This window comes from Prosthecobacter sp., assembly GCF_049294395.1.
Classification (GTDB): Bacteria; Verrucomicrobiota; Verrucomicrobiia; order Verrucomicrobiales; family Verrucomicrobiaceae; genus Prosthecobacter.
Map to the genome: position 1 here is coordinate 1 of NZ_JBAQCR010000203.1, position 11,755 is coordinate 11,755.

General features: G+C 60.7%; 13 protein-coding genes and 1 pseudogene. 11 read left to right on the forward strand and 3 right to left on the reverse strand.

From position 1 onward, the window contains the following. The 11 genes and pseudogenes from WAW39_RS12780 to WAW39_RS12830 all read left to right on the forward strand — a co-directional run. Positions 1 to 838: histidinol-phosphatase (locus tag WAW39_RS12780; RefSeq protein WP_422319382.1), on the forward strand; the 838-nt coding region annotated here is incomplete at its 5' end. An 8-nt stretch (positions 839 to 846) separates the two neighbouring features. Further along, the gene (gene ispF, locus WAW39_RS12785; protein WP_422319384.1) at positions 847 to 1,323 is read left to right on the forward strand and encodes a 2-C-methyl-D-erythritol 2,4-cyclodiphosphate synthase; all 477 of its coding nucleotides are present in this window, start codon (positions 847 to 849) and stop codon (positions 1,321 to 1,323) included. 157 nt (positions 1,324 to 1,480) lie between these two features. Then, positions 1,481 to 2,482 carry an AAA family ATPase gene (locus WAW39_RS12790; RefSeq protein WP_422319386.1) on the forward strand — a complete coding sequence of 334 codons (1,002 nt, stop codon included), beginning with the start codon at positions 1,481 to 1,483 and terminating at the stop codon, positions 2,480 to 2,482. A gap of 242 nt (positions 2,483 to 2,724) precedes the next feature. Beyond that, positions 2,725 to 2,886, forward strand: a pseudogene (locus tag WAW39_RS12795) (four helix bundle protein); the annotation flags it as partial. 48 nt (positions 2,887 to 2,934) lie between these two features. Beyond that, positions 2,935 to 3,102 carry a hypothetical protein gene (locus WAW39_RS12800; protein WP_422319388.1) on the forward strand — a complete coding sequence of 56 codons (168 nt, stop codon included), beginning with the start codon at positions 2,935 to 2,937 and terminating at the stop codon, positions 3,100 to 3,102. A 42-nt stretch (positions 3,103 to 3,144) separates the two neighbouring features. Beyond that, positions 3,145 to 4,038 (forward strand): DUF58 domain-containing protein, encoded by an 894-nt coding sequence (locus WAW39_RS12805; RefSeq protein ID WP_422319390.1) that lies wholly within the window; start codon positions 3,145 to 3,147, stop codon positions 4,036 to 4,038. Continuing rightward, complete coding sequence (locus WAW39_RS12810; RefSeq protein ID WP_422319392.1) at positions 4,035 to 6,191, forward strand: BatA domain-containing protein; 2,157 nt, start codon at positions 4,035 to 4,037, stop codon at positions 6,189 to 6,191. The genes WAW39_RS12805 and WAW39_RS12810 overlap by 4 nt, the downstream gene beginning before the upstream one ends. Before the next feature lie 52 nt (positions 6,192 to 6,243). Then, on the forward strand, positions 6,244 to 6,495 hold the full coding sequence (locus tag WAW39_RS12815; protein WP_422319393.1) for a DUF433 domain-containing protein: 252 nt from the start codon (positions 6,244 to 6,246) through the stop codon (positions 6,493 to 6,495). Beyond that, on the forward strand, positions 6,492 to 6,845 hold the full coding sequence (locus tag WAW39_RS12820; RefSeq protein ID WP_422319395.1) for a DUF5615 family PIN-like protein: 354 nt from the start codon (positions 6,492 to 6,494) through the stop codon (positions 6,843 to 6,845). The genes WAW39_RS12815 and WAW39_RS12820 overlap by 4 nt, the downstream gene beginning before the upstream one ends. A 2-nt stretch (positions 6,846 to 6,847) precedes the next feature. Next, complete coding sequence (locus WAW39_RS12825; protein WP_422319397.1) at positions 6,848 to 9,142, forward strand: hypothetical protein; 2,295 nt, start codon at positions 6,848 to 6,850, stop codon at positions 9,140 to 9,142. 2 nt (positions 9,143 to 9,144) lie between these two features. Further along, positions 9,145 to 9,426: a DUF167 domain-containing protein gene (locus WAW39_RS12830; protein WP_422319399.1), complete on the forward strand. Its 282-nt coding sequence runs from the start codon at positions 9,145 to 9,147 to the stop codon at positions 9,424 to 9,426. Positions 9,427 to 9,469: 43 nt separating this feature from the next. On the opposite strand, the gene WAW39_RS12835 is transcribed toward WAW39_RS12830, so the two are convergent. The 3 genes from WAW39_RS12835 to WAW39_RS12845 all read right to left on the reverse strand — a co-directional run. Next, positions 9,470 to 10,060: a hypothetical protein gene (locus tag WAW39_RS12835; protein WP_422319401.1), complete on the reverse strand. Its 591-nt coding sequence runs from the start codon at positions 10,058 to 10,060 to the stop codon at positions 9,470 to 9,472. 96 nt (positions 10,061 to 10,156) lie between these two features. Beyond that, the gene (locus tag WAW39_RS12840; RefSeq protein WP_422319403.1) at positions 10,157 to 10,750 is read right to left on the reverse strand and encodes a hypothetical protein; all 594 of its coding nucleotides are present in this window, start codon (positions 10,748 to 10,750) and stop codon (positions 10,157 to 10,159) included. A gap of 62 nt (positions 10,751 to 10,812) precedes the next feature. Next, on the reverse strand, positions 10,813 to 11,755 hold a 943-nt coding region (locus WAW39_RS12845; RefSeq protein WP_422319405.1), incomplete at its 5' end, for a Tm-1-like ATP-binding domain-containing protein.

Consider the following 11,755-nt stretch of genomic DNA (forward strand, 5'->3'; position numbering starts at 1 on the left):
GTCTGGCGCTTTGTTTTACGATTCCCACATGCACACCCCGCTGTGCAAGCATGCCTGGGGTGAGCCGGAAGAGTACGCCCAGCAGGCCCTCAAGGCCGGCCTCAAAGGCATCATTTTCACCTGCCACTGCCCCATGCCCAACGGCTTCTGGCCCACGGTGCGCATGTCGGAGAGTGAGTTCGACACCTACGTCGCACTCGTTCAGCGTGCCGCCGATGCCTTCAAGGGCAAGCTCGACATCCGCCTCGGCATCGAAAGCGAATTCTTCCCCGGTTGTGAGGAATACATCGCCAACCTCCACAAGCGTGCCGACTTCCATTACGTGCTCGGCGCCGTTCACTGGCAGGCCAAGGAATACCTCAACAAGTTCGAGACCGGCACCATCGAAAACTTCCGCCGCACCTACTTCGAGCACCTCGCCAAGTCGGCTGAATCCGGCCTCTACGACTGCCTGGCACACCCGGATCTGGTCAAAAACTACCATCCGGACTCCTGGTGCTTTGCCATCGTCAAAAACACCGTCTCCACCGCTCTCGACCGCATCGCGGCCACCGGTGTGGCCATGGAACTGAACACCTCCGGCCTCAACAAGAGCTACTCCGAAATGAATCCCGGGAATGAAATGCTGCGCATGATGGCTGATCGCAAGATCCCCATCGTCCTCGGCTCCGATTCGCATCGCGCCTTTCGCGTCGGCGAGCATTTCGTCACCGCCTTGAACCACCTGACTGAAGCAGGCTACGAAAACGTCAGCTACTTCCTCAACCGCCAGCGCATCGACCTCCCCATCCCCGAGGTGCTTGCCAGCTTGAAGAAAGCCGCCGACCACAACGCCTGATTTCCCCCATGGTACGCACAGGCATCGGTTACGACGTTCATTCCTTTGAAGAAGGCCGCCCCCTCGTCCTCGGCGGTGTCACCATCCCGCATTCGCGCGGCCTCAAAGGCCATTCGGATGCGGATGTGCTCAGTCACGCCATCGCCGACGCCGTGCTCGGCGCTCTTGGCGAGCCCGACATCGGCCACTGGTTTCCCCCCAACGATCCCACCATCGAAGGCATCTGCAGTCTCAAAATCCTCGAAAAGTGCACCCAGATCGCCGCAGACAAAGGCATGCGCATTGAGAACGTGGACTCCTCCCTCATTGCTGAAGCACCCAAGGTGAATCCCCACGCCGCCGCGATGAAAAAGAACATCGCCGCCGCACTGGGCATCCAGCCCGATCAGGTCGGCGTCAAAGCCACGACCAACGAACGCCTCGGGTTCGTCGGTCGGGAGGAAGGCATCGCAGCCATGGCCGTCGCCTGCGTCAGCAAAATCTGATTTAGCAGGATTCTGCAAATCCCTCTTTTTTGTCTTCTTGCCAGCATGAGTGCAAGAGTGGAAAGAACTCGTGCTCCGTCCTCGTGTTCACTCTCCGCCCGTGGATGCCTTTCACGGCTTCTATTTTACTCGTCATTCTGATTTCGTCATCTCCCCCATGTCCGACTCCGCTGCTGCCGCCGCTCTCGTCTCAGGTTACAACAAACTCAAAGCTGCTCTCGGCAGACGCATCGTCGGACAGGAGGCCGTCATTGAGCAGGTTTTCATCGCCATCGCCGCCGGCGGTCACAGCCTCCTCGAAGGTGTGCCCGGCCTTGCCAAGACCCTGCTCGTCAAATCGCTCTCGGACGCGATGCACCTGAGCTTCCGCCGCATCCAGTTCACGCCCGACCTGATGCCTGCGGACATCACCGGCACCGAGATCATTCAGGAAGATGCGGAGACAGGCCGCCGCAAACTCGTCTTCCAGCCAGGCCCCATCTTTTCCCAGATCATCCTTGCCGACGAAATCAACCGTACGCCTCCCAAAACGCAGGCTGCCCTGCTTGAGGCCATGCAGGAAAAGCATGTCACCGTCGGTCAGGTCACGCATGAACTGCCCAAGCCCTTCTTCGTGCTCGCCACGATGAACCCCATCGAGCAGGAAGGCACGTACCCGCTGCCCGAAGCCCAGAAAGACCGCTTCCTCTTCCTCATCAAAGTCGATTACCCCACGCGCGATGACGAGCGCGAAATCATCGCCCGCACCACGGGCGGCGTGACACAGGAAATCGAAGCCGTCATCACCGCTGAAGAACTCCAGGCCGCGCAGCAACTGGCCCGCAAGGTGCCTGTGCCTGATCACGTCATCGACTTCGTCCTCGATCTCGTCCGTTCCACACGCCCCACGGAACCCGACGCCTCCGAGTACGTGAAGAGCATGCTCAGCTGGGGTGCCGGCCCGCGTGCCAGCCAGATGCTCGTCCTCGCCGGCAAAGTCCGCGCCCTTCTTCAGGGCCGCACGCATGTCACCACAGACGACATCGAAGCCCTCGCCGCCCCTGCCCTGCGCCATCGCCTCGTTCCCACCTTCCACGCCGAAGCCGAAGGCATCACGGTCGACCAGATCATCGCCGAACTGGTGAAGAAGACGAAGAAGAGCGAAACGCGAGTGCTGTGAGAATTCGAGGGCCTGGGAGCTGAAGGGAGCTTAAGTGCTCAGTAATCAGTTCTCAGTGCTCAGTTAAAATCAGGAAACAGGCCTGCAATGAGCATGAATGACGAGACCAAGCTGACGTTTGCGAAAGCATTCTGGGAGCTTCGCGTCTATGAAAGGGCACGTGATCTGCAGGGGGGAGGTTCAGAGCATCGAGAGCCTTTCCGCCGGAGGAGAAGTACTCGCTCACCGATCAGCTTCGCCGCGCCGCACGCTCCATCGGCGCCCAGATCGCTGAGGCGTGGGGCAAGCGCGACTACATCAAGCACTTCCAGAGCAAGCTCAGCGACGCCGAGAGTGAGAACAACGAAACGCAGCACTGGCTCATCAGCGCCGTCGATGACGGCTATCTCGAAGCCACCACAGCGCGCCCCCTCTTCCAAAAATCCCGCGAAATCGGCCGCATGCTCAACACCATGTCCAACCGGGCCGAAGAATTCTGCCTCGCCCCTCTCTCCTCTAAAGTCCAGGAACCCTCCCCCGAATTCTTCCTTTCCCCCTCACAAATCCCCGACGCCATCCAATCCCTCCTCGACCCCACCACCACCACCACCACCAGCTCCACACTGAGCACTGAGCACTGAGCACTTAAGCCCCCTCCGCACCCACCGCCCTCAAATCCCCCCGTGGCTACTCTCTCCGACATTCTTCAAGCCGAAGACATCACCAGTCTGCAGACTCTGCAGCTCTTTGCGCGCACGGTTGTCGAGGGTTTCACCACCGGCCAGCATGCCTCGCCACACAAGGGCTTCAGCGTCGAGTTCCGCCAGCACCGCCCGTATGTTCAAGGGGACGAAATCCGCCGCCTCGACTGGAAGATCTTTGGCCGCACCGACCGCTTCTACATCCGTGAGTTTGACGAAGAGACCAATCTGCGCGCCACCGTCGTGCTCGATGCCAGCGGCAGCATGGGTTACCGCGGCCAGAAGGGCATTTTGAAGTTCGACTACGCCCGCAAGCTCGCCGCATCCCTCGCCTACCTGCTCATGAGCCAGCAGGATGCCGTGGGCCTCATCACCTTCGACTCCAAGGTGCGCGACGTCATCCCCTGCCGCACCAAGATCACGCACCTGCATCTGCTGCTTGAGACGATGGTCAAGACCGAGCCCGGCAAGGACACCAGCCTCGCCCCGGTGCTCGAATCCCTCGCCCAGCGCCTCAAGCGCCGTGGCCTTGTCATCCTCATCAGCGACTTCTTCGACGATCCCGCAGCACTCCTGCGCTCCATCGGCGTCCTGCGGAAAAAAGGTCATGAGATCATCGCCCTCCAGCTCTGGGATCGCGATGAAATCGACTTCCCCTTTGGCAACTGGGCACGCTTTGAAAACCTCGAAAACGACGACGACTTCCTCCTCCTCGATCCCGCCACGATCCGACAGCGCTACATCGAGGCCCAGCAGAATTTCGCCGCCCAGCTCAAGGAAGGCTTCCGCAAACACCAGGTCGATTACTTGAGCCTGCCCACCGACGAATCCCACTCCACCGCGCTGCGGAGTTATTTAGCACTGAGAATGCGATGAGTTTTCTTCACGGCATTCTCCTATTTGGCGCAGCGGCCTTTCTCATCCCGCTGATCATCCATTTGCTCAACAAGCGGAAGGTCGTCACCGTGCGCTGGGGCGCCATGCACCTGCTGCATGAGGTCATCCGTCAGCGGAAGCGCAAGATGAAAGTCGAGCAGCTCCTGCTGCTCATCATCCGCATCGCCATTCCCATCGTGCTCGCGCTCTGTCTCGCACGCCCGGTGCTCACGGCGCTGCGTTCGCTCGGCCTCGGCAGTTCCTCGCTCATCGTCATGCTGGACGATTCCTTCTCCATGCGCGCCCCTGCCGCTCAGACCACGCTGCCCGGCGGCACCGTCATGCAGCAGGCGCGGCAGGACATGCAGACCATGATCACCGATCTGCCAGACGGCTCCAGCGCGCAGGTCCTTCTCTCCGGTGGCACACCACGCAAGCTGCTGGATCAAGCCACCACGGATCGCACCCTCATTCCCAAGCAACTCAGCGAGGTGCCCTCCATGTCCGGCCCGCTGTCTGCGAACGATGCCTTCCAAGCTGCGACCTCGGCCTTGAAGGACTCCCCCAATGCCACGCGCGAAGTCGTCATCGTCTCCGACTTCCAGGAAGCCGACTGGAAAGCCATCGCCGACGGTGCCGCACTGCCCGCGCTCGAAACGATCTCCAAGCAGGAGCCCAAGCCGCAGATCACCTTTTACCGTGTGGGCAGTGATCTCGCGGAGAACATCAGCATCGCCAGCGCCGACATCTCCGCACTCGTCGCCGCTGAGTCCCAGCCCATCGGCCTGCGTGTGCGCATCAAAAACCACGGCAAACGCCCCTGGCAGGACATCCCCGTACATCTCGAAGCCGATGGCGCACGCCTGCGCACCGCCCGTGTTTCGCTCGCTCCTGAAGGCGAGGCTGTTCTCTCCTTCACTCATGCCTTCGACAAAGTCGGAGACCACTCACTCTCCGTGCGCCTCGAAGGCGACAGCTTCGCCGACGACAATGCCTTCCACTCCATCGTGCAGGTGCGCAATCAGCTCAACGTCCTGCTCATTGATGGCAGCCCCGGCAAAGAACCGCTCAGCGGCGCCACCGACTTCCTTGAGATCGCCCTCACGCCGCACACCGTCGCAGCAGCCACGCTCAAAGACCTGATCCGCACCAAGAAGATTGATCTGCGAAAGATACGCAATGAAGACCTCCGCCAGCAGGAAGTCATCATCATGGCCGATGTGCAGAAACTGCAGGGCAACACTCAGACTGAGATCGACAAATTCGTCAAAGAAGGCGGCGGCTTGCTCGTCTTCGCCGGACCTGACTGCGATCTGGACTGGTACAACCGCGAGTTCTTCCGCAAAGGCGAAGGCATGTATCCTGCCGCCATCAAGGGCCAGGCCCGCGCCGATTCCGACTCACTGCCAGCGCGCATCCTCATGCAGCGCTTCACGCATCCCTCCGCGCTGTATTTCAATGACACTCGTGCGGGTCGCCTCCAAGACGCCGAGTTCCGCCACTGGCTTGAGCTCGCACCGCAGGGGGATCAAACTCAGCGCATCTTCAATCTCGACCGCAACGTGCCGCTGATGATCGAGAAAAAGTACGGCCGCGGCCGCGTCATCGCCGCCGCCACCACGGCCAATGCGGAGTGGAGCAATCTGCCACTGCAGCCCTTCTTCGTGCCGCTCATGCAGCGCCTCACCACCTACCTCGCCACCGTAGGCAGCGCACCCGCCTGGCAGCTTGTCGGTTCCTCGATCCGCCTGCCGCTGGAAAAAGCCGAGCTCGGTGCCGAGTTCACCCTGCGCGATCCCACCGGCCAGACGCAGACGCTCAAGTCCGTCAAAGAAGGTGACGCCGTCTTCGTCCAAAGCCCCTCCATCACCCAGCCCGGCATCTTTCAACTGCAAAAAGTCGGTACAGAAAAGACCATGCTCCTCGCCTTCAACATCGACGGCACCGAGTCCGATCTCAAAGCCCTGCCTTCCGCCGACATCCAAAAAATCGCCACCCGTTACGACGCTGCCTTTGCCGACACCCTGCCCGCCTACCAAGCGCTCGACCGCACCCGCCGCCACGGCAGCGAACTCTGGCAGCCCCTGCTCATCCTCCTGCTGGGCCTTCTCTTCGCCGAAGTCCTCCTGCAACAGCACATCGCCAAAGGCTGACGCAGGCTTAACGACCGATTGAAACCCTGCTCCAGAAATCGTATTAACTGGCATGACCCCCGAACAATCCACGGATACCCTTCTCTCACGGATCACCATTGATCCTGAAGTCTGCCATGGAAAGCCCGTCATTCGCGGACTGCGTTATCCGGTGGAATCCATCCTGGAGTATCTCTCCGCCGGCGACAGTTTTGAAGACATCCTGGCCGAATTCCCCGATCTCGTTCGCGACGACCTGCGGGCCTGCATTGAATTTGCGAATCAATCACTCAAGCTCCGCAGCTGGCAGCTCGTCGCGGCATGAAGTTCCTGATCGATGCGCATCTCCCCCCTGCCCTGCGGCGTGTTTTCGCCGCCGCAGGCCATGATGCCCTTCACACGATCGATCTGCCGGATCAAAACGCCGCGAAAGACAGCGCGCTCAATTCGGTTTCAATGGCCGAGCAGCGAGTTGTCATCTCCAAAGATACCGACTTCTATTATTCTCATCTCTTGCACGGACGTCCATGGAAGCTGGTGCTGGTCCGTACCGGCAACATGAGCCTCCGCGACACCTGCAAGATGTTCGAGACCCATCTCCCAGCGATTGTTTCCGCATTGCAGTCTCACACGCTCGTTGAACTGGACCGCCAGAATCTCTCCATCATCGCCTGATCATGACACCCCAGACCGAAACCTCCCTGCGCTTCACCGGCGGCTATTCGCCGCTCCCGGTGGTCGTGCTCGCGTTCGGTCTTGCGGCCCTGATGTGGTTTCTCTACCGCCGTGAATTGAAGTACGTCGGCAGTCGTGCCGCGCAGGTGCCCGCCATCCTGCGCTCGCTGGCGGTCTTCATTCTCGTGCTGGCGCTCGCCGGTCCCATCCTGCGCCATGTCACCACCTTGCGTCAGCTTGGCCGCGTCGTCGTCGCGGTGGACAGCTCCGCCAGCATGCAGCTCACGGATGAGGCCGCCGGTGCCGCCGCAGGCACTTCCAAAGCACGCTTTCAACGCGCCGAAGACCTGCTCCTTAAAGGCACGACACCACTGCTGAAAAAACTCGCCGAGACCCAGGATGTGGAGCTCGTGGCCCTGCGCGGCATGAACACGCAGCGCCTGTGGTGGTACCGCCAGGGCGGCAAGGACACTTCCGGCGACATGCCCGCCACGTTTGAGATGCCCGCCACCTCACCCATCACCAATCTCGATCAAACCCTGCGCTCCGCACTCGGCCCCGCCACCGCAGGCACCGCGCTCGTTGTGCTCTCGGATGGCCAGCACAACTCCACCGGCTCTCCCGAAGAATTCAGCACCGCACTCAAAGCCAGCGGCACTGCCATCTTCACCATCGGCTTTGGCACTGAAATCCCACCGCCGGACCTGGCCCTGCTGGCCGTCGCGGCCCCCGAATCCGTCTTCTCCAAAGAGAACTTCCAGGGCCGCCTCACCGTCAATGACAGCATGCCCGCCGGTGTTCCTGCCAATGTGCGCATCGAAAGCCAGGGCAAGGTGCTGTGGAAAAAAGACTTCACCACCGATGGCAAAGGCGAGAAGGGTTTCGATTTCATCTTCCCCGTCACCGAACTGCCACCGCCCGCCCCCGGTCAGCGCGACAAAACTCTGCGCAGCGTGAACATCCTCATATCCGCCAGCGGCGACCGCGCCGCGCTGGAAAAGACCCGCTCCAACAACGCACGCGAGCTTTCCATTCATCTGCTGGAAAAGAAGCGCAAGGTGCTCATCCTCGATGGCCGTCCACGCTGGGAGTCACGCTACATCCACAACCACTTCGACCGCGATGAGCGCTGGCAGGCCACCAGCATCTTCGATAACATGGCTGACAACGCCGCCAATGGCAGCCTGCAAAAAGACTTCCCCAAAACTCGCGACGAACTCCTGAGCTACGACCTCATCATCCTCGGTGAAGTCATACCAGGCCGCCTCAAGCCGGAAAGCCTCGACTGGATCCTTGAGTTCGTCGAAAAACGCGGCGGCGGTTTGATCATGATCGATGGTCAGCGCGGCAAACTGCACGAATGGAGCCAGGGCAAAACGGCCCCGCTCATCCCGGTCAAGTTTGTCCCTTCCAGCACCAAGCATCAGCCCACCAGCCTCGAACTCACCACCGATGGCCAGCGCTTCGATGCCCTGCGCCTCAGCGACAGCCCCAGCGCCAACACCGCCCTCTGGCCCACGCTTTCCAAAGTGAACTGGCACGCAAATGTCGAGCCCCTGCCCGCAGCCATCACCCTCGCCAAAGCGCAGCAGCCCACCATCGTCTTCCGTCAGGTCGGCGCCGGTGCCGTGCTTTACCTCGGCACAGATGAGCTCTGGCGCTGGCGCTTTCAGGTCGCGGATTTGTATCATCAGCGCCTGTGGATGCAGCTCGGTGCTTGGATCGCCGCGCCGCCGTTTCAGATCGACCAAAAGAAACTCTCCGTCGGCACCGACCGCCTGCGTTACTTGCCCGGCGAAGCCTCTGAAATCCGCGTGCGTGTGCGCAATGACAAAGGCGACATCGTTACCGATGCGCAACCCCGCGCCTACCTCATCCACGACGGCGCTGATGTCGCCACCCTGCAGCTCGAAGCGGACCCAACCCACATCGGCGTTTATCGCGCTCTCACCCCGCCGCTCAAAGCTGGCACTTATGAGATCGCGGTCGCGGAAAGCCCCAGCGCGCCACGCAGTGAGGCACGCCTCTCCCTCCACGTTTCTGATAATGGCAATCCTGAGTGGGCCACGCTCACCATGAACCGCACGCTGCTCGAAACCATGGCCACCAACAGCGGCGGTCGTTTCCTGCGCGAAGAACAAGCCGCCACCGATCTCCCCAGCCTGTTGCAAAGCATCGACCGCAAGCAGGTCATCACCCAGGAGACCAATCTCTGGTCCAGCTGGTGGTGGTTCGGTGCCGCCATCCTGCTGCTCACCGTCGAGTGGCTCATGCGCAAGCGCCTCAAACTCGTCTGATCATGGCCGCCTCCACCGATCGTTCCCAGCTCGCCGTCCGCGTCACACCGAACGCGAAAAAATCCGAGTTCGCCGGCTGGACCGCCGATGAAAAAGGCCGCCCCGTGCTGCTGGTAAAACTGCACGCCCCGCCCGTGGATGGCAAAGCCAACACCGAGCTCATCCGCTTCCTCGCCGAAGCCCTCGACTGCCCCAAAGGCCAGATCACGCTGATACGCGGCACCTCCAGCCGGCAGAAGACCGTGGAGCTTCCTGCAGCGGTGCTTGAGCGGTTGTCAAAGTAGCCTTGTTGCTGTGCAACAAGGATCCCTGTTCCACAGATACAGGCTAGCCCGGAGCCTGCTCCAGCAAATTCATCATGAGGAAGGACAGCATCAGCGCCAATTGTTCTCCTTCATCCGCCGGGCCTTCCTGCTTCAATCTAAAGCTTCCTTCGGAAAGCGAAGGCTGCTTGGTCAGGCGCATCGTGGGAGCTCCGCCTTCGCGACGGGTGGCGATGTAGCTCGGGCGCAGGAAGTAGCCTGAGACCAGGTTGATGCCCATATCGCTCACAAGGGCGTCCAGCATGGTGATAAGAGGATTGACATCCTGAATCGCAAACGTCGGTTTTTCCTCACCTGGAGCAAACACATCGTAGTGCGCCTTCCACATGGATTTCATTCCACGCCTGCCCACCCCGCCCAACTCCCGCCCATCGGGAGATCTGAACGTGTAGCGCGCCGACCAGTCGATGATGCGGTCCGCCTCAATCGTCGCCAGCAGCGACCTCTCCGAGTCATCCGCGAACACCTCCACCTTCTCTTTAAGGCGAAAAAACTGCTGCCTCACATGACAGATCGTGCCGCCATACGCATCCGTGACATCGATCTCCGGCGTGGACGTCATAAGCTTGAAGCAGAAGTTAAGCGGGTAGTACATGAGGCCGCGAAGGTGACCGGACGGCTCAAGGCTGCAATGACAGAACGACCGCAGATTTGCAATCGTCGGTCGACCTTGAAGAGATTGCTACTTTCCTTAACCCCGCGCCCGCTCCAGCAGATTCATCATGAGGAATGACAGCAGCAGTGCCAGCTGCTCCCCTTCATCCGCCGGCCCCTCCTGCGTCAATCCAAAGCGCCCTTCGAAAAGCGCGGGCTGCTTGGTCAGGCGCAGTGTGGGAGCACCCGCCTCGCCACGGGTGGCAATGTAGCTCGGATGCAGCATGTAGCCGGTGAATATTCCCACGATGGGAATCTCACCCACCAGGCCATCCAGCATTTTCGTCCACGGATTCGCTTCCTGAATTGCAAAAGTCGGCGTCTGCGCTCCAGGAGCAAAGACATCATAGTGCGCTCTCCACAGCGACTTCATTCCGCGCCGGCCAATGGCTCCGAGCACCTGACCCGTGGGAGATCTAAATGTATAGCGCGCCGACCAGTCAATGATGCGGTCCGCCTCAATCGTCGCCAGCTGCGTCCTCATCGTGTCATCCGCAAACACCTCCACCTTCTCTTTGAAGCGAAACAGCTTCTGCTTCACATAGCAAACCGTGCCGCCATGGGCATCCGTCACGTAGATCTGCGGAGAGAAGGCCAGAAGCTTGAAGTGGAAAGTGAGCGGGTAGTTCATGTGAGAGCCAAGGTGGCCTGACCAATGGAGGCTGCAATGATATAACGAACGCCGGTTTGCAATCAGGCGGCCGCTTTGGCCATGTTGCTCAGCAGCGCCTGCGCACACGCCGCCGCAAACTCCGGCGCATTGATTTCGCAGTCCATCTCCACCAGCGGAATACCGGGCCGAAGGTTCTGACGGATGGCATCAAACAATGCCGCATCCGCCTCCGCATCATGGAAGGGTTTGCCGGCAGCGCTGATGATGCTGATGGCCTTCAAAGGCAGCAGCACAGTGACGGGGCCACGGTAGGCATTTGCCTTCAAGGCGAGGATGCGGCCCAGCTCCGCACATTCCGCAGCATCCGTGCGCATCAGCGTCACCTGCGGATTGTGAATGTAGAAGTGCCGTCCTTCAAACCTCGAAGGCACACTCGCGCGCTCCCCAAAATTCACCATGTCGAGGCAGCCCGGTGTGATGATGGCCGGAGTACCTGTCCTTGCGGCCGCATCCAGGCGTGTGGGGCCGGCGCTGAGAATACCGCCCAAAAGTTCATCCGCCCATTCGGTGGTGGTGATGTCGAGCACGCCTGCAAACATACCGCTTTCGATCAGCGACTCCATGATCTTGCCGCCCGTGCCGGTGGCATGGAAAACGAGCACTTCATACCCGGCGTCTTCCAGCACCTGCTTCGCCCGGTTTACGCATTCGGTCGTGTTGCCAAACATCGAAGCAGCGATCAGCGGTTTGTCCACGCCCTCAGGCACCGTGCTTTCCACCATGCCGCAGATCGCCCCCGCCGCGCGGGCCAGCAGCACGCGGGAAATCCGATTGATGCCACTCACATCGACGATGCTCGGAAACATCACAATGTCCTTCGTGCCCACATACGGCGCCACGTTTCCAGCCGCCAGCGTGGACACCATCACCTTCGGAAACCCCACCGGCAGTGCCCGCATCGCCGCCGTGCCGATGGCCGTGCCACCGCCACCGCCGAGCGAAATCACGCCCTGCACCTTGCCG

Excerpts from the sequence above, each read along its gene's own strand:
- ispF (WP_422319384.1), top strand. The coding sequence starts at position 847 with ATGGTACGCACAGGCATCGGTTACGACGTTCATTCCTTTGAAGAAGGC.
- WAW39_RS12820 (WP_422319395.1), top strand. The coding sequence starts at position 6,492 with ATGAAGTTCCTGATCGATGCGCATCTCCCCCCTGCCCTGCGGCGTGTT.
- WAW39_RS12790 (WP_422319386.1), top strand. The coding sequence starts at position 1,481 with ATGTCCGACTCCGCTGCTGCCGCCGCTCTCGTCTCAGGTTACAACAAA.
- WAW39_RS12815 (WP_422319393.1), top strand. The coding sequence starts at position 6,244 with ATGACCCCCGAACAATCCACGGATACCCTTCTCTCACGGATCACCATT.
- WAW39_RS12825 (WP_422319397.1), top strand. The coding sequence starts at position 6,848 with ATGACACCCCAGACCGAAACCTCCCTGCGCTTCACCGGCGGCTATTCG.
- WAW39_RS12810 (WP_422319392.1), top strand. The coding sequence starts at position 4,035 with ATGAGTTTTCTTCACGGCATTCTCCTATTTGGCGCAGCGGCCTTTCTC.
- WAW39_RS12840 (WP_422319403.1), bottom strand. The coding sequence starts at position 10,750 with ATGAACTACCCGCTCACTTTCCACTTCAAGCTTCTGGCCTTCTCTCCG.
- WAW39_RS12835 (WP_422319401.1), bottom strand. The coding sequence starts at position 10,060 with ATGTACTACCCGCTTAACTTCTGCTTCAAGCTTATGACGTCCACGCCG.
- WAW39_RS12800 (WP_422319388.1), top strand. The coding sequence starts at position 2,935 with ATGTCCAACCGGGCCGAAGAATTCTGCCTCGCCCCTCTCTCCTCTAAA.
- WAW39_RS12830 (WP_422319399.1), top strand. The coding sequence starts at position 9,145 with ATGGCCGCCTCCACCGATCGTTCCCAGCTCGCCGTCCGCGTCACACCG.